The sequence below is a fragment of the Corynebacterium sp. HMSC076G08 genome, assembly GCF_001811515.1.
GTDB classification, from domain to species: Bacteria; Actinomycetota; Actinomycetes; order Mycobacteriales; family Mycobacteriaceae; genus Corynebacterium; species Corynebacterium hiratae.
Genome location: NZ_KV805031.1, coordinates 76,095 through 99,380, shown reverse-complemented (window position 1 = coordinate 99,380; position 23,286 = coordinate 76,095). Strand labels below are relative to the sequence as shown.

15 protein-coding genes are annotated in these 23,286 nt (G+C 63.4%); 10 read left to right on the top strand and 5 right to left on the bottom strand.

Going from position 1 to position 23,286, the window contains the following annotated elements:
- Nucleotides 1-8,355, bottom strand: an 8,355-nt coding sequence (locus tag HMPREF2806_RS04865; RefSeq protein WP_232745271.1) for a type I polyketide synthase, incomplete at its 3' end; no start/stop codon positions are given.
- A 373-nt stretch (nucleotides 8,356-8,728) separates the two neighbouring features.
- Here HMPREF2806_RS04865 and HMPREF2806_RS04860 point away from each other — a divergent pair.
- The gene (locus HMPREF2806_RS04860) at nucleotides 8,729-9,655 is read left to right on the top strand and encodes a hypothetical protein (protein WP_070516526.1); all 927 of its coding nucleotides are present in this window, start codon (nucleotides 8,729-8,731) and stop codon (nucleotides 9,653-9,655) included.
- On the opposite strand, the gene HMPREF2806_RS04855 is transcribed toward HMPREF2806_RS04860, so the two are convergent.
- Nucleotides 9,652-11,391 (bottom strand): long-chain-fatty-acid--CoA ligase, encoded by a 1,740-nt coding sequence (locus HMPREF2806_RS04855; RefSeq protein ID WP_070516524.1) that lies wholly within the window; start codon nucleotides 11,389-11,391, stop codon nucleotides 9,652-9,654. The genes HMPREF2806_RS04860 and HMPREF2806_RS04855 overlap by 4 nt on opposite strands.
- Nucleotides 11,392-11,569: 178 nt before the next feature.
- Nucleotides 11,570-13,282 (bottom strand): long-chain-fatty-acid--CoA ligase, encoded by a 1,713-nt coding sequence (locus tag HMPREF2806_RS04850; protein WP_070516521.1) that lies wholly within the window; start codon nucleotides 13,280-13,282, stop codon nucleotides 11,570-11,572.
- 76 nt (nucleotides 13,283-13,358) lie between these two features.
- Between HMPREF2806_RS04850 and mshA the strand changes: the two genes are divergently transcribed.
- The 4 genes from mshA to HMPREF2806_RS04830 all read left to right on the top strand — a co-directional run bounded on the left by mshA (nucleotide 13,359) and on the right by HMPREF2806_RS04830 (nucleotide 17,453).
- The gene (gene mshA / locus HMPREF2806_RS04845) at nucleotides 13,359-14,624 is read left to right on the top strand and encodes a D-inositol-3-phosphate glycosyltransferase (RefSeq protein ID WP_070516519.1); all 1,266 of its coding nucleotides are present in this window, start codon (nucleotides 13,359-13,361) and stop codon (nucleotides 14,622-14,624) included.
- 43 nt (nucleotides 14,625-14,667) lie between these two features.
- Nucleotides 14,668-15,417, top strand: coding sequence for a phosphoglyceromutase (locus HMPREF2806_RS04840; RefSeq protein ID WP_070516535.1), 750 nt, complete (start codon nucleotides 14,668-14,670; stop codon nucleotides 15,415-15,417).
- A gap of 75 nt (nucleotides 15,418-15,492) precedes the next feature.
- Nucleotides 15,493-16,758 (top strand): sensor histidine kinase, encoded by a 1,266-nt coding sequence (locus tag HMPREF2806_RS04835; protein WP_070516517.1) that lies wholly within the window; start codon nucleotides 15,493-15,495, stop codon nucleotides 16,756-16,758.
- Nucleotides 16,755-17,453: a response regulator transcription factor gene (locus tag HMPREF2806_RS04830; protein ID WP_070513479.1), complete on the top strand. Its 699-nt coding sequence runs from the start codon at nucleotides 16,755-16,757 to the stop codon at nucleotides 17,451-17,453. Before HMPREF2806_RS04835 ends, HMPREF2806_RS04830 begins: the two co-directional genes overlap by 4 nt.
- Here HMPREF2806_RS04830 and HMPREF2806_RS04825 read toward each other — a convergent pair.
- Nucleotides 17,450-18,331, bottom strand: coding sequence for a DUF3109 family protein (locus HMPREF2806_RS04825; protein ID WP_070516515.1), 882 nt, complete (start codon nucleotides 18,329-18,331; stop codon nucleotides 17,450-17,452). The genes HMPREF2806_RS04830 and HMPREF2806_RS04825 overlap by 4 nt on opposite strands.
- A gap of 33 nt (nucleotides 18,332-18,364) precedes the next feature.
- On the opposite strand from HMPREF2806_RS04825, the gene HMPREF2806_RS04820 reads away from it, so the two are divergent.
- The 5 genes from HMPREF2806_RS04820 to HMPREF2806_RS13015 all read left to right on the top strand — a co-directional run bounded on the left by HMPREF2806_RS04820 (nucleotide 18,365) and on the right by HMPREF2806_RS13015 (nucleotide 21,861).
- A complete protein-coding gene (locus HMPREF2806_RS04820) occupies nucleotides 18,365-19,294 on the top strand; it encodes a Ppx/GppA family phosphatase (RefSeq protein ID WP_012714802.1) in 930 nt (309 codons plus the stop codon).
- A 9-nt stretch (nucleotides 19,295-19,303) separates the two neighbouring features.
- Entirely contained in the window at nucleotides 19,304-20,173 is an 870-nt protein-coding gene (locus tag HMPREF2806_RS04815; protein ID WP_070513471.1) for a hypothetical protein, read from the top strand.
- A gap of 162 nt (nucleotides 20,174-20,335) precedes the next feature.
- On the top strand, nucleotides 20,336-21,127 hold the full coding sequence (proC, locus tag HMPREF2806_RS04810; protein ID WP_070513468.1) for a pyrroline-5-carboxylate reductase: 792 nt from the start codon (nucleotides 20,336-20,338) through the stop codon (nucleotides 21,125-21,127).
- A 200-nt stretch (nucleotides 21,128-21,327) separates the two neighbouring features.
- Nucleotides 21,328-21,516 (top strand): helix-turn-helix domain-containing protein, encoded by a 189-nt coding sequence (locus HMPREF2806_RS04805; RefSeq protein WP_010189818.1) that lies wholly within the window; start codon nucleotides 21,328-21,330, stop codon nucleotides 21,514-21,516.
- Nucleotides 21,517-21,759: 243 nt separating this feature from the next.
- Nucleotides 21,760-21,861 (top strand): 30S ribosomal protein bS22, encoded by a 102-nt coding sequence (locus tag HMPREF2806_RS13015; RefSeq protein ID WP_003855542.1) that lies wholly within the window; start codon nucleotides 21,760-21,762, stop codon nucleotides 21,859-21,861.
- A gap of 119 nt (nucleotides 21,862-21,980) precedes the next feature.
- Here the strand turns inward: HMPREF2806_RS13015 and HMPREF2806_RS04800 are convergent, their stop codons facing one another.
- Nucleotides 21,981-23,255 (bottom strand): HNH endonuclease signature motif containing protein, encoded by a 1,275-nt coding sequence (locus tag HMPREF2806_RS04800; RefSeq protein ID WP_232745268.1) that lies wholly within the window; start codon nucleotides 23,253-23,255, stop codon nucleotides 21,981-21,983.
- Nucleotides 23,256-23,286 lie beyond the last annotated feature (31 nt).

The following is a 23,286-nucleotide window of genomic DNA, read 5'->3' as shown; positions in this document are numbered from 1 at the left end:
GGAGTGCAGCTCGGACTCGTTCGGGTCGTTGGCGTTGGTGGAGGTGTCGTGCTTGGACAGGACCGAGACGTCGTTTGGCGTCAGGCCCAGTCCGCGCAGCGAGCGTGCGAGACGAGAGTTCTCGCGACCACGGCCAGCACCCAGCGCACCCAGGCCAGGGGCCGGGATGGAGGTGTGGGCACCGTCGCCATAGGAGGCGGCGTGCGCGACCACTGCGAGCACCGGCAGTCCTAAGTCGGCTGCTAGTGAGGCACGAACCAGCAGGACCGTGCCGCCACCCTCGCCTTCGAGGAAGCCGCCGCGGCGGCGGTCATTGGCGCGGGAGATGAAGCGATCATCGATTCCCTTGGCGGTCATCTTCGCGGTCTCCGCGGTGGCGTTCATATCGCCGAAGCCCTGGAGGGACTCCACCTGGACATCGTCGATACCGCCGGCCACGACCACATCGGCCTTGCCCAGGGCAATCTTGTCCACGGCCTCCTCAATCGACACCGCCGCGGTAGCGCAGGCACCGATGGGGTGAATCATGGAACCGTAGCCGCCCACGAGGGACTGCATGGTGTGCGCCGCGATGACGTTGGGCAGTGCTTCCTGCAAGATGTCGGAGGGGCGGTCCTCGCCCAAGAAGCGGGAAACGAATACCTTGTGCAGGGACTCCATGCCGCCGATACCTGTGCCCTGCGTGGTGGCCACCTGGCCCGGGTGGATGGAGCGCAGCAGCTCCGCCGGAGAGAAGCCGGCCTGGGTGAAGGCATCCACCGCGCTGACCAGGTTCCACACAGCCATGCGGTCGAGCGAGTCGAGCATGTGGTCCGGGATGCCCCAGCGGGCAGCGTCGAAGTTGTCCGGCATCTGCGCGGCCACGGTGCGGGTGAGCGTGGCCTTGCGCGGCACCTTTGCGGTGGCACCCTTGCGGCGGGTGACCTCCCACTCGCCGTCAGCCTCGCGGATGCTGGTGAACTCTGGGTCGGCCTCGGCGATGTCGCGGGCGGTGGCCTCGGAATCGACGGTGAAGGTGATGTCGCGGTCCAAGAACACCGTGGTCAGGTCGATGGAGCCGCGGTCGGTGAGGTGATACTTATCCGTCAGCGTGCGGATGCCACAGCGCGCGACGACCTCATCGCGGAAGCGGTCGAAGATGTCCTCTTCGGCGATCTCTTCGTCGTTTTCCACGACGAACCAGCCCGGCGTGGGCTCCTCGTGCCATGCGATGAGGCCGGTCATCCACGCGAGCTCAATGACACCGGCGGCGGTCAGCTCGGCGGAGCCGTCGCGCTGCAGGCCATACTCGGCCTCGAAACGGGTGCGGCCGGAACCCCAGGAGCTCACCTCACCGATACCGGCGATGACCACCATGTCGTCGAGGTCGGTGGTGATGTCGCCAAGTTCCTGAGCCAGCTGCGGCTGCACCGGGCGCGCCGGGGAAGGCAGTGCCTTGATGCGGACGGTGGTGTCCTTGGCGGCACCCTCTGCAGCGGACTGCGCAGCAGGCTTCTCGACCTCTAGAGAAGTCAGCGAGAAGCCTTCGAGACCGCCGGTGAGGTCTGCCTCGATCGGGCGTTCGGTGGCGCGGGCACGGGATTCGGCGGAAGCTAGGTCTAGCAGCTCAGAGGAGATTTCCTCCGGCGACCAGACGTGGATTCCGGCCTTCTGCGCGGCTGGAACGAGGACGTCGTTGCCGCCCATGAGGTGAGTGCCTGCGACCCAGCCGATCTTGGCTTGCGCCAGGGTGACGCCGGCCGGCCAACCAGCCTCGACGTTCCACTTGGCCAGGATGGCGTCGAGTGCCGCCTTGACCTCGCCGTAGGCGCCGTCGCCACCGAAGGTGCCGCGGTTGGGCGAGCCTGGCAGGACAACGTGGCAGCGCTTGTCGACGTCCCCCTGGCTCAACCTTGCCAGTCCCGCGATGGTGCGCTCGACGGACCAGAGCAGCAGGCGGGCCTGCGTCTCGGTCGTTCCGGAGGCATCCGCTAGCGAGCCGGAGACACTCGGCGCGGCGAAGGGGAAGGCCAGCGTCGGCGTGAGGGCCGGCTTGAGGATCTTGACCTCGTTGCCCACGGACTCGCGCTGTTCAGTGCCGATCCAGTCGATGAGCGCGTCAATATCGCGGAAGCTCGACAGGTTCGCCGGGACCAGCCACAGGGCGGAACCAGCAGCGCCGTGCTCGGCGTAGAGCGTGCGCGCGAATTCCTTGCGGGCCTGGCTGACACGGGAGGCGGTCATGATGACGGTCGCGCCGCCCTCCAGTAGGCGCTCCACCAGCGCAGTGGCGATGGAACCAGGGGCAGCACCCGTGACCAGGGCAACCTCACCGGCGAACGCGCCGGGGGTGGTGTCCACGGCGGCCTTGGCGATGTCCTCGCGCTTCCACCAGCGCGCCTGACGCGCTAGGTCCTCGCCGGCACCGCGGAAGCTGTCCACCGGGTACTCGGCCTGGCCCAGTGCCAGGCGGGCGAGGCGCTCGCGGGCGATGGCCCAGGAGTCGTCGAAAAGCACGGCCTTGTTCGCATCAAAGGACGGCGTGACGGACTTGAGCCAACCGGAGCCGAGCTCTGCCTCGACGGCATCGATGACGGTGGTATCAGGTGCCTCGATGAGCTCCGGTTCGGAGTCCAAGCCCAGCTGGGAGAGAACCTGGCGGGCGACAGTAGCCAGCACGCCGCTCTCACCGGTGACGGTCTCGGCGAAGGCATCGAGCGCAGCGGAGTCGACCACGGCACCGCCACCGGCACCACCGGCGGCCGCGCCCTTGGACACGGATGCACCGTGGGTAGCGGCGACGGCTTGGACGGCGGCGTCGATCAGCTCGTGTGCTGCGGACTTGGAGGTAGCGCTCGCCGGCACGGTGCTCAGCGAGCCGCCGCGCACGGAGTCCTCCTCGCGGGAGCCCAGCAGAATCTCAGCCTCGACGTGGGCAACCCAGGACTCGGGCAGGCCCCAGGTGCCGGTGACGTAGTCCGCCACGGCGGTGGGCTTGAGGCCCGCAGCGCCGAAGAGCTGGCGCAGGCGCGCGCCGACGGCCTCACCCAGCACCGGGCCGAAAGCGGAGTAGCCCGGGGCGGCGGTGGCGACCTTCTCGCGCAGCGTTGCCACGTCGGCATCGGCGGCGCCATCGATGGCCGGCACGCCGATCTCCGCGGACATGTCCATGAGCAGCTGGTTACGGCGCGAGGACACACCGTTGGTCAGCTCCTCCACGGTGTCGGAGTCCGCGATCTGATCCACGCGGATCTTGTTCTGGAAGGCGAAGAGCACCATGATGGCCTCCGCCGCACCAAAGCGCAGCTCGGGGGCGTCGCCGGAGGCGGCGGCTGCGGTAGGTGCAGGAGTTGGTGCAGTCGGAGCTGCCTCAGCCGGAACCTCGGCTGGTGCCTCGTTGGCTTGCGGTGCCTCCTCGGCGTCGGCTTCCGGTGCCGGTTCGGCGGCGGGGGCCTCGGAGACGTCGGCAAGCATGACCTGCTCCTGGTCACGCTCCACATTGAGCACGCGGATGGTGCCCTCCGGGATGCCGGCGACGGCCAGCGAGCGGGTAGCCAGGTTCGTCAGCGTCGGGGAAGAAGCCAGGCCGACCTCGATGATCTGCTCGACCTTGCCAAAGAGGAGCTCCTGGGTCTCAATCCAGCGCACAGGCGAAGCGAACTGCCAGGACAGCAGCTCAATGAGCAGCAGGCGGGCGAGCTCGTGCTCGGAGAGGTCCTCCACCTTCAGCCCGTCCAGCTTGCCGGAGGGAGCCAGCGGTGCCACGGCATCGACGAAGTCCTGGGTCAGCTCGAAGGGGCGGGCCACCAGGTTCGGGATGTAGCGGCCTACCAGGGCGTCCAGATCCAGCTCCTGCGGCAGGAGCTCATCGAGCTTCTCCGCGAAGGCCGGAACGCCCTCGCGCAGCACGCGGGAGTGGAAAGGAACGTCGATGCCCGGGACCATGACGGCCGCGCGCGGGGCGATGGCATTGGCCTTGTCCACCAGGGCCTTGAGCCCCTTCTTGGTGCCGGCGACGGAGTACTGCTGGCCGCGGATGTTGTAGTTAACAATCTCCAGGAACTCGCCGGTGGCCTCGGCGACCTCAGCCACCCAGGCGTCGACGTTGTCGGCATCAATGCCCGCCATGTTCGGGCGCAGTGCCGCCATGGCGTACTCGGAATTTCCTTCAGCATCGCGCGGCACCAGGCTGCCCATGGCGGAGCCGCGGGAATAGACGATGTCGATGACCCCCTCGAGGTCGAAGATATTCGCCAGCGAGGCCAGTGCTGTGTACTCGCCCAGAGAGTGGCCGGCGAAGTAAGAAGTCGGCGCCAGGGTGTCCTCGGCGCGCAGGCGTTCGGTTTGGGCATAGGCCACGACGGCCAGGGCTACCTGCGTGAATTGGGTCAGGTGCAGCACGCCCTGCGGGTGGCGGAAGGTGGTGCCGCGGACGGTGAGTTCCGTCGGGTTCTCATCGATGATCTTCTGGATGCTAAAGCCCAGGTTCGCGCGGGTATGCGCATCGGCGCGGCGCCAGGCCTCGCGTGCCGCCGGGGAAGCTTGGCGGTCATCCTGGCCCATGCCCTCTGCCTGGATGCCCTGGCCGGGGTAGACGTAGGCCGTGGTCGGCGCGGCGAGCAGGGCTTGGCCGCGGGAGACGACTTCGCCGTCGATGCGGCAGGTGACTTCGAGTGCCTGGTGGATGCCCTTGCGGCCGACGCGCTCGACGGTGACCTCGATGTCATCGCCCAGCTGCACCATGCCGTACATGGAGTAGGTCCAGCCCACCACGCGGCCGTGGCGCCCGGCCACCTGTTGTGCGGCGGCCGAGAGCCACATGCCGTGCACCAGCGGTGCCTGCAGGTTAACCAGCTGGGCCGCGTTATAGGACGTGTGAATCGGGTTATAGTCACCGGAGACCAGCGCGAAGGGCGTCATGTCCTGCGGGGCGGTGACGGTGGCGCGGTCGACGAAGGAGCGCGGTGTCGGCACCACCTTGGTGGCGGACTTGCCGCCGCCCCACTCCGGTGCTTGGCTCGGTGCGGCGGTGCCGGTGGCGCGGCCGCGGATGGCAAAGCGGTGCATCTGCGTGGCCACGATGTCACCGGAGGCGTGATCCTTGAGCTCGAGCTCGACCGTGACGATGCGCCCAGAGACGGATTCCTCGATGGCGGTGCAGGAGGAGGTGACGTCGATCTGGCGGCCGTCGGCAAGCTGCTCCAGCGGCACGCGCAGGTCGATGACGTGGTCCAAGTGCACCGCGTTGAGCAAGCCTTCGATGACCGGGTAGCCATCCTCCAGGCGCCCAGAGCCGAGCGCGGCATAGATGGCCGGCCAGCAGGGGCCTACCAGAACGTCGGGGGTGCCGGCCTTCTCGGCTGCAGCATCGCCGCAGGTCACCGCGCTGTGTGCGGAGAGCAGCGAGGCCGGGAAGTGGAAGGAGTAGCCCGACTCGACGGTGGGCATCTCCGTAATCTCATCGCCCTGCTCCGCCGTGGAGCCGACACCAGCCAAGCCTTCCAGGAGGGTGAAGACGGAGTTAGGCAGGCGCTCCTCGGAGACCACCGGGGAGCCACCCGTGGCCACATCCTCCGGCAGGTCCACAGGGACGGTGACCTCGCGGACGTAGAAGGGGCGCTGCTCCTCCGGCAGGTCATCCCAATAGGAGTCCGCCGTGATAACAATCTCCCAGTTGCCTTCAGCATCCTGGCGCAGGTCGAAGGCGTTCTCATCCATCTCATAAGCCGGGTTGGCCATGAGGTGGCCGTGCCACAGAAGGGTAGGAGAAGTGCGCAGGAATGCGGCCTCATCGGCAGCGGAGTTCAGGCGGGAGAAAGCCTTCTGCGGGGTCGAGCCCTGCTCCAGCAGCGCATCCGTGGTGGCCTGTTCGAAGCGGGCAAGCAGGTCTGCAACCGGCTCGTTCTTCTTGGTAATGCCCGCCACGGCCACGGGGCCGGGGATGATGCGCACCTGGTCAGCGGTGTAGCGCTCATCCTGTGCCTGCCAGAGGGTGTCCTTGCCGAACCAGGACTTCAAGTCACCGTCCAGGGCCGGCACCCACGGCATGGGCTTGACGTGCTTGTAGTGCAGGGAAATCCACCAGGCGGCATCGCGCGCCGAGACCTCGGTGGTGCGTGCGGCGGGGTAAGCATCCAGCAGCTTGGCCACGGCCTGCGGCGCATCGTGAACGTCCTCAACACAGGTGAAAAGGGTTTCAATCTGGCCGTGATCCGCTGGGTTCAGGCGGGCTTCGACGCGGTGCAGGAGATCGAGAAAACGGTCATCCCAGCTCGGATCCACAAACGGGTGGGCCAGCTTCACAAAGCGCTCGATCCACTCGGCGTAGGTCATGGACTCGACATCGCCGAAGTAGGGCTTGCAGGTCTTGGCCAGGGCGTCGATGATTTCCTGGCGGTGGGCCGGGTACTCCTCGATGCGCAGGGACGTAATCAGGCGCGAGGCCGCAGCGAAGGAATTATCCAGGTCGTGGATGTCCGCCAAAAGGTGGGACTGCGAGGATGCCACGCCGTTCGCACCGGTGCCGCGGCCTACCCATCCGCCGTTCGCGGAAGGCGAAATGCCTTCCGTGTTGACCAGCAAGTCCTTCACCGAATCGGTGGCCTTGGCCTCCTTGGTGGCCATGGCGACGGTGCCGAGGAAGACGGCGTCGACAGGCATCGCCGGCATAGCGTGTTTCTTCGCCCACTCACCGGTGAGGTAGGAGGTGGCGCGGTCCGGGGAGGCGATGCCGCCGCCGACTGCCAGGTAGACGTTGGGGTGCTGGCGGATTTCGGCGTAGGTATCCAGCAGCATGTCATCCAGGTTGACCCAGGAGTGGTGGCCGCCGGCGTGGCCGTCCTCGACCTGCATGATGATGCGATCCTCCGGGTAGGCCGTGGCGATGGCCAGGACATCCCGGATCTGCTTCGCGGTGCCGGGCTTGAAGGAGATGAAGGGGAAACCATCGGCGTGGAGGCGGTCCAGCAGCTCGCCGGCTTCCTCTACTTCCGGAATGCCGGCGGAGATGCACACGCCGTTGAAGGGCGCGCCAGCTGCGCGGGCCTTGGGCACGATGCGCGCTTGGCCAAAGTGCAGGTTCCACAGGAAGCGGTCAAAGAACATGGTGTTGAACTGCGCCGTGCGGCCAGGGTGCAGGTGCTGCTCCATTGTGGCCAGGTGGGCGCGGAAGACCTCATCGGAGTACATGCCGCCGCCGGCCATCTCCGTCCAGTGTCCGGCGTTGGCCGCCGCGGCCACGATCTCGCCATCAGCGGAGGTGGGCGTCATGCCGCCCAGCATGATCGGGGACAGGCCCGTGAGATCGGAGAAACGGGTCTGGGTGTAGGTGCGGCCATTGGGAAGCTCGATGGTGCGCGGGGCGAAGTCAGCGTAGTTCAGGGCCTTGGGCAGTTCAGCGCCCGGCGTCGCCAGCGCATCAAGCTCCTGCGGGGTGGCGGCGGAGACCACGGTCACCCCGGTTCCCTGCACCACGCGGCGGGTGATGTTCGCCAAGGCGCGGTCGAGAACGATGAGGTGCTCGGAGTTGAGCGCGGCCAGAGTGGCCGGCCAGTCGTGTTCGGTGACCAGGATGGCCTCGGCCTGGGTGCGGGCCTCATCCACGTCGAGGCCGCACTTCTGAGCCAGGTCTACGGTGCGCTCAGCTGCCGGTGCGAGAACCGCGTTGTGGAAGGGAAGCGCTACGGGCAGCTCATCAAAGCGCGGGCTGAGCTCATCGCCGCCGACGGTGCGCTTCTCCAGCTCGGCGTTGAAGCTCTTCACGGCCTCGTCGATGGCGGAGCGGGTGGCAGCCAGGTCCTCCGGGGCGCCAGACAGCGCGAAATGGCGGCGGCCGTTGACCACGGCGATGGCGGCGGTGCCGTGCAGGTACTCGGTGATGAAGCTGCGCTCCAGGCCGCGAATGGACAGCATCTGGGAGCGCGGATCGGAGCCATTGACCGCGCTGGCGGCGGTGCCCATCAGGATGGCTAGGGCTAGGGCTTCTACTGGCTTGTCGACGGCCATCTCGCCCAAGCTTCCCTGCGAATGCCCAGCGCGCTCGTCGATGTCGACGCCGAGATCACGCAGCTGCTCGATGGCGGCAATCTGGCCAAGGACGATGCCGGGGATGGAGACCGCCGGCAGGGCATCGAGGGCGTTGGGCTCGACGGAACCATCAATGAGCTGCTCGAGGCGCTCAAGTGCGCCAGGGCACGTGGAGGCGATGGTGCGTGCGGCGGGGCCGGTGAGGCTGCGGGCCTGGGCGAGGGGCTCGCGCAGGGAGTCAGCGGTGGCGGCAGTCTGCGCGGCGGTGGTGATGAAACCCTGCCAATCGGAGCCTTGTCCGGCGAAAAGTACGGCCGGGCGGGGCATGGAATGCAGCATAGTAACAGGCATCTTTCCTCTTTTGAGCTGATGGGGAACGGTTTTATGAAGAGCTGTGGGCAGGATTAGTTAGCCCTACAGAACAATCATGATGTGCCACCGTAGTCGAAGCTTTCACGCAAAGCTGTCTCCCGTGCGGAAAATGTGAGGTTTTTCTCACGTTTGGTGATGGGGGCACTCTTTCTCAGCGCTCGCCGCGCGAAGTTGCCCAACCTTTTGTATCCTCGGGCTCACTGCAGCGGCTCGGGGAGGAGCAGGGGTGGCTCAGCATCGGCTCGCGCAGCGTGAAAGAAAAGAAAAACTAGGGGGGACTATGCCTCAATCAACACCAGAGAAAACGACTAAGACACCAGCTCGGCTCAGCAAAAGCCGAGTTATCAAAACTATGACCAAGCTGGCCGGAAAGCTGGAGGAAGATTCCTCCACCGGCTTGCCCACCATCAAAATTGCGGGCGGCTTCTTAAGCATCGACGTCAACGAAGAGATGGGCGGCCTCTGCGTCCTTGGGTATTGGGGTGGCGCGGTGTGCTTTGACCCGGACCGCCAACCTTTGCGCATGGAGGTCAATGATCTCAACGGAGGTGGCATCTCCGGCAACCTTGTGGCCGAGCCGTGTGGAAGCTCCGACATGCATACCCACCTGCGGGTCTTCGCGCCGCCCTATCTGCCGTCGACGGCCACGAATGCTCAGCTCAAGAGCATTATCGCGGGCTATGCGGCCGAAATGTCGGCGGTCTTCGCGCGCCTGGATGAGCAATTTCCGGAAGAGCCCTCCAAGCCACGGAAGGGGTCTGGGCTTAAGCCGGTATCGCCCCACTATTTCAGCGAGGCCTATGGGGTTTCAGCGGTGGGGATGTGGCGAGTGTACGAGCGCGCCACGCGCCTGGCAATGATCGGCACGCCCGTTCACGTGGTGGACCACCGGAATGGGGCCGTGAGCATCCTCATCAATGAACACGCGATCACTATTGAATCCGCTCGTGATGGCTCCGGGGATATTGAGCTCAGCCTCGTCACGCCCTCCGGCCGCTGTGCGTGCGACCTTGATGCGCTCGTGCGCTGGGCCGAGTTTATGAATGATGATCAATATGTCTACTCCGCGCGCATCGAGGTGGTAAACCTCGATGACGGCGATGAGCAGGACCTGGTCTTGGTGACCACGGCCCGCATTCCCACGAAGTGGGGCTACACCGATGAGCAGCTGGATTGGCAGCTCAGCACGTTAGTGAGCCAGCTTGTCGGTGCGGGTGAAGCGTTCTACCGAACCTTTAACCCCACGCGCGTGATGCGCTATATCGACCGCGCGGCTTAGGCGGAAGCTTCTTTGCCGAGCAGTTTTAGGAGGTCCTGCTGCACTTCGCGGCGGCGGACCTTGCCCAGCTGGTCGGAGGCGAGCTGCTCGAAGTGGTAGAAGGTGCGTGGAACTTTGTAGCGGGTGAGGCGCTCGCGGCAGTAGTCCTTGAGGCCCTCCGGATCGAGCACCGCGCCATCCTCCAGCACGATGCAGGCTACGACATCCTCGGAACCGTCCGCGCGCGGACGGCCGACGATGGCCACGTTGGTAACGTCCGGGTGCTGGCGGATAACGTCTTCCACTTCGGCCGGGTACACATTGAAGCCGCCGGTAATGATCATCTCCTTGATGCGGGAGACGATCTTGATGAAGCCATCGGACTCCATGATCGCCATGTCGCCCGTGCGGTACCAACCATCGTGGAAGGACTGCTCGGTGGCCTCCGGCATGTTGAAGTAACCCTTGAATACCTGCGGCCCGCGCACGAGGAGCTCGCCCGCGGTGCCATCCGGCTGGGTCTCGCTGAGGTTGTCTGGGTTGCCGATGCGCACCTCGGTATCCGGGAAGGGAATACCGATGTAGCCGGGGCGGCGGCTCTTGTTGAGCGGGTTTGCAGCGACAATCGGCGAGGTTTCCGTGAGCCCGTAGCCTTCCACGAGTAGGCCACCGGTGAGTGTTTCCCATTCCTCAACGATGTCCGCTGGCAACGCCGCTGCACCCGAGAGACTGTTTTCGATGCCGTGGAGATCGATGTTCTGTTCCTTGGCTGCCTCCATGACCTTGGAGTAGATCGTGGGCACACCCGGCATCCACGTGGGGCGGCGCTTCTTCATAATGTCGAGGAGCAGCGGAATCTTTGGCGCCGGGGTGAGGACCAACTCGCCGCCAATGTGTACGCCGAGGGCTGCGATGAGGGTGAGGCCATAGACGTGGAAGAGGGGGAGGGCAGCGAGCATGCGCTCGGGCTTCTTGCCGATTTCGGGGACCCACGCTTCCGCCATCTTCATGTTGCAGTACAGGTTGGAGTGGGTTAACTCCGCGCCTTTGGGCTTGCCAGTGGTTCCGGAGGTGTAAAGGATCAGCGCGGTATCTTCGCGGTTGACCTTGGCATCCTGTAGCTTCTGGCCTTGTCCGCCGATGGCGCGCCCGGTGAGCGTGCTCCACGGAACGGTGTTAGGGGCTGGAACTGAGAGCTCGGCGCGCTTGTCCTTAATGATGGGAAGTGGCAAGCGCAGTAGCAGCTGCTTGGGGCGCGGCATGGCCTCGATCATGTTGACCGTAACGATCGTTTCGAGCGGCGTTGTATCACGCAGCTCCTCAAAGACCGGGCTCGCCTTATCCCAGACCACGGCCACGCGGGCGGCGTGATCTTGGAAGAGGGGCTCGAGCTCAGCCGCGGTGTAGAGCGGGTTGTGCTCCACGACGGTCGCCCCGAGCTTCAAGATGGCATAGAAGACCGCCACGTGCTGGGGGCAGTTGGGGAGCGCTACGGCGACGCGATCGCCGGGGCGAATACCGAAGGCTTTGAGGCCCGCCGCGGCGGCGCGCACGTGGGTATCGAGTTCGCGGTAGGTCATTTGGTGGCCAAAGAACCACGTGGCGGGCCTTTCGCCGAACTCTTCCACGGTTTCTCGGTAGGAGTCCAAGAGCGTTTCGGTGCCGTAATCCAGATTGGGCTTAGTCCACTCAGGGTAATACTGGAGCCAGGCTTTCGACTCAAAGGCGGAGGAGGCCTGGGCAGGGGATTCGGACATGTTCGCGAACTCCTTAGGTGGTCAAACTTGTTATGTTTGGAACAGTATAACCAATCTGTGACAGAAGTCTCGCAAAACTTAGCAAAGTTGCTTAAAGTAACGAAATCTTTTCGACATAAATCAATAACCCCGGTGATGTGCGTCTATCACGCAGGGATCGCTCCGGGGTTATGGCGTGCTACTTCTCGGCCTTGAGACGCTCGAGCAGATCCGCCTGTACTTCGCGGCGGCGAATTTTGCCCAGCTGGTCCGTGGCCAGCTTTTCGAAGTGGTAGAAGGTGCGCGGAACCTTGTAGCGGGTGAGGCGCTCGCGGCAGAAGCTCTTGAGGCCGTCGGGATCGAGCGCGGCGCCGTCGTTTAGCACGATACAGGCCACGACGTCCTCGGAACCGTCCGAACGCGGGCGGCCCACCACGGCGGCCTCCGCCACGTCTGGGTGATCAAGCAGCGTTTCCTCAACCTCGCCCGGGTAGACGTTGAAGCCACCGGTGATGATGATTTCCTTGATGCGGCTGACCAGGCGGATGAAACCGTCCTCTTCCATCACGCCCATATCGCCCGTGCGGAACCAGCCATTGTGGAAGGCTTTCTTAGTGGCTTCCTCATCGCCGAAGTAGCCCTTGAAAATCTGCGGGCCGCGAGCGAGAACCTCGCCTTCCTGGCCGTCGGGCATGGTTTCATCCAGGTTATCCGGGTTAGCGATGCGAATCTCCGTGTCCGGGAAAGGGATTCCCACGTAGCCGGGGCGGCGATCATCGCTCATGGGGTTACCCACGATGATCGGCGAACACTCCGTGAGGCCATAGCCTTCCACGAGCATGCCGCCGGTGTACTTCTCCCACTTCTCCACGGTGTTGACCGGCAGGGTGGAGGCACCGGAGAAGGCCGCGCGTACGCCGTCGAGGGAGACGTCGTCTTCTTCTGCCTTCGCCACGATGCGCTCGTACAAGGTCGGTACGCCCGGCACCCACGTCGGGGTGTGCTTCTTCATCAGGTCCATGATGAGCGGCATCTGCGGGCTGGGCAGTAGCACCAGCTCGCTGGCGATGAGCGGCGCCAAGGTGGCGTTCATGGTCAGGCCGTAGGCGTGGAAAAAGGGGAGTGCGGCGAGCATGCGCTCCGGGGAATCGCCAAGGCCCGGTACCCAGTGCTTGCCCATCAAGAGGTTGGAGAAGAGGTTGCCGTGGGTCAGCTCCGCGCCCTTGGGGTTGCCGGTGGTGCCGGAGGTGTAGAGGATGAGCGCGGTGGTGTCCTTGGTGACTTCTTCCGGGGTGATGACATCGGAACCATCGCCGCCGATGGCGTTGCCAACGAGGGATTCCCACGGCACCGTATTCGGGGCCGGGGCGGTGAGCTGATCGCGCTTGGACTTCAGCGGCGGGATAGGCAGGCGCAGGGCCAGGCGCTGCGGAGTCGGCATCGCGTTGATCATGTTGATAGAGACGACGGTCTCCAGGGACGTGGTCGGGCGTAGCTTCTCCAACGTGGAGGCCGTCTTATCCCACGCGATGGCGATTCGCGCGCCGTGGTTCTTAAACAGACCCTCCAGCTCGTGAGCGGTGTAGAGCGGGTTGTGCAGCACCGCGATGGCGCCCAGCTTAAGCACGGCCCAGAAAGCAGAGATGAACTGTGGACAGTTGGGGGCGACGATGGCAACGCGGTCTCCCGGGCGCACGCCGAAGGCACGCAGGCCGGCGGCTGCGCGGCGAACCTGTTTGTCCAGCTCGGCGTAGGTCTGCGTGCGGCCGAAGAAGTAGGTTGCCGGTTTGTCGGGGTGGAGCGCGAGGTTGTTGTCGTAAACGTCGAGAAGCGTGGTGTCTCCGTACTCCAGGGTGTGCGGGGTCCATTCCGGGTAGTACTTCAGCCACGCCTTAGACTCGTATGCCGACATCGATTCACCTTTCGGTCGCGTAGGTTAAGGTACGGGCCAGTATAACGCGGGTTGTTTCGGGATACACTGGAAAACTATGCGCATCGCGATGATTTCCATGCATACCTCGCCCCTCGAGCAGCCCGGAGCCGGGGACGCGGGCGGCATGAACGTCTACGTTCTCAACACTGCCCGTCAGCTCGCGCGCCTCGGCGTAGAGGTCGATATTTTCACTCGCGCCACGCGCCCTAGTCAGGGGGAAGTAGTCAATGTCGAGGAGCGCCTGCGCGTCATCAACATTGTGGCGGGACCCTATGAAGGTCTCAGTAAAGAGGAGCTGCCCACCCAGCTGGCCGCGTTCACGGGCGGCATCTTCAACTTCGCGCGCTGTTTTGATGTGGAGTATGACGTCATCCACTCCCACTACTGGCTTTCCGGCCAGGTGGGATGGTTGTTGCGCGATCTGTGGGATATCCCTCTCGTCCATACCGCGCACACCTTGGCTGCCGTGAAGAACGTGCACCGCACGCTCGATGACACCCCGGAAACCGAAGCCCGCCGCATCTGCGAGCAGCAACTGGTGGATAACGCCGACATCCTGGTGGTCAACACCGCCCAGGAAACCCGCGATCTGATCGAGCACTACGACGCCTCGCCGGAGAATATCGTCGTGGTCTCCCCGGGTGCGGACACGGATCTCTACACCCCGGGCACCGACCGCATGACGGAGCGTGCGCGCCGCCAGCTGGGCATCCCGCTGCACACCAAAGTCGTGGCCTTTGTGGGCCGCCTGCAAAAGTTCAAGGGTCCCGACGTGCTCATCCGCGCCGCCGCGGAGCTGATGGAGCGCGATCCGGATCGCCGCCTGCGCGTGGTCATCTGTGGCGGTGCCTCCGGGGCGAATTCCTCGCCGGATGCCTACCACAACCTTGCCCGCGAGCTGGGGGTGGAGCGCGTCGTGCGCTTCCTGAGCCCGCGCCCACCCCAAGAGCTCGTGGCCATCTACCAGGCTGCGGATATTGTTGCGGTGCCCAGCTATAACGAGTCCTTCGGGCTGGTGGCCATGGAAGCGCAGGCCTCCGGAACTCCCGTGGTGGCGGCGGCCGTCGGTGGGCTGCCCATCGCCGTCGACGACGGCGAGACTGGCCTGCTCGTCCACTCGCACTCGGCGCAGGACTGGGCGGACGCATTGGAACAGCTGCTTGACGACGACCCCCGCCGCATCGCCATGGGCGAAGCCGCCGTCGATCACGCCCAGCAATTCAGTTGGGCAGCGGCCGCCACCCAGTTGGAGAATATTTACGCCGATGCGATGAGTATCGAGATTCCGGATTGCCACGCGCGCCGGGCAATCGGATATTAAAACCACCTGACGCGCTGTCGAAAAACGTGGCATGCTGGTGTTTATGAGTAACGGAAAGCTGATTCTACTTCGACACGGACAGTCCGAATGGAACGAGTCCAACCAGTTCACCGGTTGGGTTGACGTCAACCTCACTGCCAAGGGCGAGGGCGAGGCCAAGCGTGGCGGCGAGCTGCTCAAGGAACAGGGCATCTTGCCGAATATCGTCTACACCTCCCTGCTGCGCCGTGCCATCCGCACCGCCAATATTGCACTCAACGCAGCGGACCGCCACTGGATCCCGGTTGTGCGCGACTGGCGCCTCAACGAGCGCCACTACGGCGCCCTGCAGGGCCTTAACAAGGCAGAGACCAAGGATAAGTACGGCGAGGAGCAGTTCATGGCATGGCGCCGTTCCTACGGCACCCCGCCGCCGGAGCTGGAAGACGGCGCCGAGTACTCCCAGGCCGGTGACCCGCGCTACGCCAACCTGGACCAGGTTCCGCGCACCGAGTGTCTGAAGGACGTCGTCGAGCGCTTCGTTCCTTACTTCGAGGAGGAGATCCTCCCGCGCGCCAAGAAGGGCGAGACCGTTCTCATCGCCGCGCACGGTAATTCCCTGCGCGCGCTGGTCAAGCACCTGGATCAGATCTCCGATGAGGAGATTGCCGGCCTCAATATTCCGACCGGTATTCCGCTGGTTTACGAGATCACCGAGGACGGTTCGGTTGTGAACCCGGGCGGCACGTACCTGGATCCGGAAGCTGCTGCTGCCGGCGCCGCTGCCGTGGCTGCCCAGGGCGGAAAGAAGTAACCGCCCAGGAAGCTGCGTGCTGCGCACGATCCCCAGGGAGCTTATACTCCTTGGGGATTCTTTGTAGGGGTGTGAATGATTGTGGAACTGGTACTCGCTTTCCTCGCCGGTGTGGTGGCCTGCGGCCTGGCCATACCGGTGATCACCCGGATCCGTGAACGGATGGAGCGCCGCCGCGTCCGCGATGCAGACGCTAACCAGGTCACCAGTGTTAGCCAGGTTCTGCATCTCGCCGTGGGTGGTTCCCCATCTGGAATGACCGTGCTTTCGCGCACGAAAGAGGTCATCTTCTCTAACCCCGCTGCCCATGAAATGTCGATGGTGCATGACCGTGCGGTGAACCCCGACATTTGGAAGGTCGCGGAAGAGGTCTTCGAAGACAAAGAGACCCGCACACTGGACCTTGCTATCCCCAAACGGCGCACCGGCAACCGCGTGATTCAGGTGCGCGCAGTGGTCCAGCCGCTGACGCTCAACGATGATCGCTTCGTCATCGTCTACGGCACCGACGAATCCGAATCGGTGCGCATGGAATCCGCTCGCCGTGACTTTGTGGCCAACGTGTCGCACGAGCTGAAGACCCCGGTGGGCGGCATCGCCTTGCTGGCCGAGGCACTCCTCCAGGACACCGGGGACCCCGAGCACGTCGAGTACTTCGGTAGCAAGGTGCAGAAGGAAGCGGCGCGCATGGCGGACATGGTCAGCGAGCTCATCTCCCTGTCCAAGCTGCAGGGTGCGGAGGCCCTCCCGGAGATGGAGCCGCTCGACCTCGATGAGGTCATTGATGAGGCCATCACCCGCAATCAACTCGCTGCCGATTCCCACCACAACCAGCTCACCCGCGGCGATTCCGCAGGCGTCAAGGTAATGGGAGATAAATCCCTCTTGGTCACGGCGATTTCCAACCTGATCTCGAACGCCATCCACTATTCGCCAGATGAACTACCGGTGTCGGTAACGCAGAAGGTGGTCGGCGAGAAGGTCGTTCATATTCGAGTTACGGATCGCGGCATCGGCATCGCCCCGGAGGACCAAAAGCGCGTGTTTGAACGCTTCTTCCGCGTGGACAAGGCGCGCTCCCGGCAGACCGGCGGAACGGGCCTGGGCCTGGCCATTGTGAAGCACGTCGTGGCTAATCACGGCGGCAACATCAAGCTGTGGTCGCGTCCTGGCACCGGCTCGACGTTCACTATCGAGCTCCCTATATATGCGGAAGAAAAGCCAACAGATAATCTTATTAATCGGGATAATATAGAAGACGGAGCCGTCAGCTCTGCCGCCCCTGGTTTGCAGCGCGCCGTGGCGCGTGTAGCAGCTCGTCGAAAGGATAAAGCGCAATGACCACCATCCTCATCGTTGAAGATGAAGAGTCGCTGGCCGATCCCCTCGCCTTCCTCCTCCGAAAGGAGGGATTCGACGTACTCCTCGCCCCGGACGGGCCTAGTGCGCTAGAACAGTTCGCGGCGAATCACGTGGACATCGTCCTATTGGACCTCATGCTGCCGGGAATGTCCGGAACTGACGTGTGCAAGCAGCTGCGTGCGACCTCCTCCGTGCCGGTGATCATGGTGACTGCGCGCGATTCTGAAATCGACAAGGTCGTGGGCCTCGAGCTCGGCGCGGATGATTATGTGACCAAGCCTTATTCCTCCCGTGAGCTCATCGCCCGCATCCGCGCGGTGCTGCGCCGCGGCCACGACGTTTCCTCTGACAACGCCGAGGAGGAACCGGACGATCAGATTCTAGAAGGCGGCCGTGTGCGCATGGACGTCGAGCGCCACACCGTGCTCGTCGCCGGTGAACCGGTCTCCATGCCGCTCAAGGAATTCGACCTTCTCGAGTACTTGCTGCGCAACGCTGGGCGCGTGTTGACCCGCGGTCAGCTCATCGACCGCATCTGGGGCGCCGACTACGTGGGTGACACCAAGACTCTCGACGTTCATGTCAAGCGCCTGCGCTCCAAGATCGAAGCCGAGCCTTCCCACCCGCAGCAGCTCGTGACGGTGCGCGGCCTCGGCTACAAGTTCGAGGCTTAAGCGCGAGGATCCGCCGGGTGCCGCGGGAAGTCGACCCCGGAGCGCGCCCGAGCCTCGCAGTGCTTGGCCAGAATCTCGTAGCTCTCCTCGCCAAGTAGCGCGATGAGCTCGGTTTTCTGTGACTTCCACAGCGGCTCATCCGCTATGTGGCAGGAGGGATCCGCCGAGCAATACCAATCGAAGTCCTCGCCGCCGTTGCCCCACCCACGGCGATCATATTCGCCGATAGTGGTCCGCAGGATTTCCTCCCCGTCGGGGCGCTCCTCATAGTCTTCGTGCCGGCGAATCGGCAGCTGCCAGCATACTTCGGGCTTGACCACGGTAAGCTCCTCGCCTGCCTCGAGCGCCCATTGGTGGATAGCGCAGCCCGCCCCCGTGGGCCAGCCGGCACGGTTAGCGAAGATACAGGCGCCGTCGACAAGCGGCGTCTTTAGCGCCGGTTCCGGCTCGCCATCGTCGCCGTCGAGCTCATCCCATTCCAGCCAGGGTTCCAGCTCCTCAGGCTCACCGTGTTGGAGGAACTCATCTACCCCCTCTGGGCGGTGCTGCCAGAAGCGGGCGGGCATGCGGGCGACGGCGTCGTGAAGCTGCTCCCTGTCTGTCTCATCAGCCATGTAGGCGCCGTGGACGCAGCAGCCGACGTCGGGCTGTTGCTTATCGATGCCGTGGCACCTCTCGGTCCCAAACTGGCAGGCATAGTGCGATTCGAGCCAGGTCAGGTCGATAGAGAAGACATGGAGTGGATCGTTCGGATCAGTAAATTCAAACCACTCTCTGGGGAAGTCGGGGGCCTTTTCGCGGCCGGCCAAGATGGATGCTGCCGCGGGGGAGGAGGCAGGAAAACCCAGGTAAACTTCATTCGATTTCGGGCGATTCACACCTACCCACGGTAGACCTACTACTCTGGAGGCGTGCGATTAGGTGTATTAGACGTCGGAAGTAATACCGTCCACCTTGTTGCGGTCGACGCCGCAACCGGTGGGCGGCCTTCGCCGATGAGCGATTGGAAGACCCCGCTGCGTCTGGTGGAACAGCTAGACAAGGACGGCAACATCCACGAGAAGGGCATGAAGAAGCTCATTTCCGCCGTGGGTGAGGCCGCTGAGCTGGGCCAGAAGCTGGGCTGTGATGAATTCATCGCCTTTGCTACCTCTGCCGTGCGCTCGGCCACGAACTCGGCCAAGGTCCTCGATGAAGTTGAGAAGCAAACCGGCGTCCGCCTAGAGATTTTGTCGGGTGAGGAGGAAGCGCGCTTGACCTTCCTTGCCGCCCGCCGTTGGTATGGCTGGTCCGCTGGCCGCATCACCAACCTCGATATCGGTGGCGGTTCGCTGGAGCTGTCCACTGGTACCGACGAGCATCCGGAAATGGCTTTCTCCCTGGACTTGGGAGCTGGCCGCCTGACCCATAACTGGTTCGATACTGATCCGCCGCAGAAATCCAAGGTGAATTTGCTGCGGGATTACATTGATGCGGAACTGGTCGGCGTGGCCGATAAGATGCGTGCGCTGGGCCCCGCGGGTTTGGCCGTGGGCACCTCGAAAACATTCCGCACGCTGGCCCGTTTGACCGGTGCTGCACCGTCTTCGGCGGGTCCCTACGTCAAGCGCACCCTCACGGCGCCGGGTTTGCGTCAGCTGATTTCCTTCATCTCCCGTATGACTGCAGCTGACAGGGCGGACCTTGAGGGTGTAAGTTCTACCCGATCGCATCAAATCGTCGCCGGTGCTTTAGTGGCGGAGGCGAGCATGCGTGCCCTGGGAATCGAAAAGCTGGAGATCTGCCCCTGGGCTCTCCGAGAAGGTGTCATTTTGCGCCGTACCGATAAGGGACTGGAATAGGAAAGAAACGTGGCTGACAAGAAACAGTTGACAGTTGCGGAGCTGCTGGCCCGTAACGCGAAGAACCGACCCGGCGAGGAGAAGGCCCCGCGCCGCCGTCGTCGCAGCCTTGATGAAGGCGGCATCTCGGTTGCGGAGCTGACCGGCAATCTTGAGAGGGTCAAGGCAACTCCGGCCGAGGCAAAGCACTCCAGCGTCTCCATTGACGAAACGGCCCCGGTCATTCCTGCACCGAAGAAGGAGCAGAAGGAACAGCCTAAGCAGGAGACTCCTCAGCAGGAGGAATCCAAGAAGAAGGCTGACAAGCCTCAGGCTGCTGCTGTCCCAGTAGAGAAGTCAGCTGAGCCGGAGACCAAGCGCTCCCAGCCCTCTGATGAGGACACGCGTGTTATCCAAAAGGTCAAGGACGAGCCTAAGGAGAAGGCTGAGGCAAAGAAGACTGAGGCTAAGGCCGAGTCGAAGGTCGAAGAAAAAACCGACGATAAGGTCGAAACAAAGGTCGCTGACAAGACCGCACCGGCGGCTGCGGTAGCAACCGAGGATGACACCTTCACCACGGGGGAGCTCGAGGCAGTCGATCAGGACCGTGAAGAGTACGACGAAGACTACGACGACGAGGAGGAGGGCAAGCTCAACCCCTTCGCCGTCGTCCTGCTCGCCCTCGTGGGTATCGTGCTCGGTGCAATCGTATTCAAGGGCTTTGAAATTCTCTGGGACCGCTTCGACCGCCTAGTCGTCGTCGTGCTCGGCGTCGTCGTCACTGGCGTCATCGTCGGAATCGTCCACGCACTGCGTACCAGCCGCGATGGTTTGTCGATGTTCCTCGCAGCCGTTGCCGGCCTCGTGCTTACCTTCGGCCCGCTGCTCGTTGTGATGTAAGAATTAGCTCCATAGGACACCTTCTCATAAGGCATCTGTCACAAGGTATCTTTGCCCCTGAAAACGCCTTCTGACAGATGCCTTTTGCATGCGCGGGGTCAGCCTGCGTGCACAGCCTTGACCTGGTGGCCGCATCCTAGCCTTTCTGGCACCCTGGGATGCATGACAAAAATTGCAGTACTTGGTGGAGGACAAATCGGCGAAGCCCTAGTTTCCGGGCTGGTGAACGCAGGCTACGAGGCCGCGGACATTGTGGTGACCAACCGCCGCTCCGAGCGTGGTGAGGAGCTGAAGGACGCTTACGGCGTAAGTGTTACCAGCGATAATGCTGCGGCGATCGACGGCGCCGACTACATCTTTGCGTGTGTGAAGCCCTATGCCATCGAGGAACTTCTCGATGGGCTCGACATCCCCAAGACAGCGGTGGTTGCCTCCATGGCGGCTGGTCTGACCCTCGACACCCTGGAGAAGGCCGCAGGCGAGGGCGTGCCCGTCGTCCGCGTCATGCCGAATACCCCCATGTTGGTGGGCAAGGGCATGTGCACCTGCGCGGGTGGTTCCCACGTCACGAAGGAGCAGCTCGACGGCGTGGTCAAACTGCTGGAGGCCGTCGGTGAGGTCGCCGTCATCGAAGAAAAACACATCGATGCCGCTACCGCCCTGGCCGGCTCTGCACCTGCCTACTACTTCCTAGTCACCGAAGCGCTCATTGATGCCGGCGTACAACTCGGCCTCACCCGCGACGTTGCCGAGAAGCTGGCCACCCGCACTGCACAGGGCGCGGGTGAAATGTTGGCTGAATCCGGTAAGGATCCGGTCGCTTTGCGCGCAGGGGTAACCTCCCCGGGGGGAACCACTGCCGCTGCCCTTCGCGAGCTCGAGGAGTCCGGACTTCGAGGCGCCTTTTTCCGCGCCGCTGAGGCATGTTCCCAGCGTGCGCAGGAACTTGCCTAGAGTTCTCCACCGCCCTGGGAGCGATGTGACACCTGTTGTCATTCGGGCTTGATGGGGAACAACGGTGTGAAAGAGGAAAAAATTAGCACTTGGGTCGCATTAGTCACAGGTTTCACGCTAAGCTGGCAGGAGCGCGTGCGTGATAGTCCTGTGGGAGGGGAAGCCTACAGCGCGTCACGTGCTGAAGGGTTAAATAAACTATGACGAATGAAGATAAGGGAACTTTCCTGACCATCGCCGAAGTTGCGGAGATCATGCGTGTCTCCAAGATGACGGTGTACAGGTTGGTTCATGCAGGTGACATGCCGGCAGTGCGCGTGGGACGCTCGTTCCGCGTTCACGAATCCGCCGTCAAGGAATACCTTGAGGCTTCCGTGTACGGAGCCTAGCGCACACCTCTCTCTGACAGCGCCCACCACTGCGGACCCTCGCGGTCCACGGCGGTGGGCGCTGCCGTTAGTTTTGGTGCTGGGCAGGCCACTAGGTAAGATAGTGAACATTCGTTTCGGCACTGGTATGCCTGTGTCTCCCCGTTTCGCGGGGGCCGCCTCGAGTGCACCGTGGGTGGTTTTATTCCAGGCGTTGCCGGCCGGGTTACGTACGTACTGATACCGAAAGTGAGGAAACCTGCTATGGGTTCTGTCATCAAGAAGCGCCGCAAGCGCATGTCCAAGAAGAAGCACCGCAAGATGCTTCGCCGCACCCGCGTTCAGCGCCGTAAGCTGGGCAAGTAAAGCTTCGCCTGCAAACTCCCCGCATGGTCCTTTTGGGATCGTGGCGGGGAGTTTCTGTTATCTTTTCTCCTTCCCGTCATTTCAGATGACCGCGCCGTCGTTTCAAACGACGACACCGCTTAGAACGGAATATCTTCCTGCGGGGTGCTGGGGGTGCGGGGTTCCTCGGCAGCGTCGTGCGCGTTGTGAGCCTCTTGTGCTTCCTCGTAGGCGCGCTCGCGGGTGGCCGTGATCTTTTGGGCTACCGTCTGGGCCCAACGCTTCGTCTTCTTTGCCAGCGGGCCAGTCGGCTCCGTCATGGCCCACGTTCCGTCCTCGTAGAGCCACACGATGTCCCCAGTATGCGGATCCATGATGTAGTGCGCGCGCCCATCAGTCTTCATGTTGTGGTGGTGCTGGCACAGGCTGGCCAAGTTGCGCGGGTGCGTGGCGCCACCATCGGCGTAGTTAATGCGGTGGTCCATTTGGCACAGGTAGGCCGGCCGGTTGCATCCCGGAGCGCGGCAGGTGCCGTCCCGGCCCTCCACGTATTTGCGGATGAGCTCTGAACAAACGTAGCTGGCTGACTCCGGCGGCTGCGAGGAAAGGTCGCGCGTGCGTGTTGCGGGAATGTCCTGTGACGTCCAACCATGCCCTTGGACGAAGGTGGGAGCGTTGTCGATATCGCTGGCTTGATAGGTGTGCAGAATGACGGTCGCGGGCGGAGAGATACTGCCGGCGATGAGCTTCTTCAGGGCATCGGCCTGTGAAAGGCCGTTTTCCTTTGCTGCCTGCTTGATGTAGCCATCCAAAATCATGCCCGTGGCGCTATCGGTATTGAGCTCGAGGATGCCGCGCTCGCCAGTATCGGTAAAAGTATATGAGTCCTTCTTCGGGGAATCGCGGAAGGAAAAGGACTTGTTGATGCTCTTGCAGATATCGCGCACCTTGCGCCCAATCTGCGCCGGGGTGGGAAAGACCTGGTTCGGTGAGGTAGGGGTGAAGAAGGTGACAAGGGCGTCGTCGATAAGCGCGAGTGTTTCCGCAGGCAGCGCGCCCAGCTTGGTCAAGGTGCGGTCGATGGTGATGAGCGCTTTCATATCGAGCAAGAACTGGCTGTCTTGTAGGGCCTTGACCTGCGGTAGCTCCGTGAGGCGGTGCACGGCTAGACAGCATTCACTAACGGTGTAGTCCCCGACGCCAAGCTTGGCGACGAGCCTCTGGCACGCGACCCCGAAATCCTCATCGAGGTCTGGCATGGCGGCTACCCACGAGCGGTAGTCTGCACGGCGAGCGGCGCTGCGCTCCACGGCGAGGGCGCAGTCAGGGTTCATATGGGAAAAGTAGGCGGTTTGGGTGGCGGTATTCACGGTATCCCCCGAGATTGACGTGTCGATGATATGTTCTAAACGCACTATAAAATATGCCCCGGACATCTATCTCTAC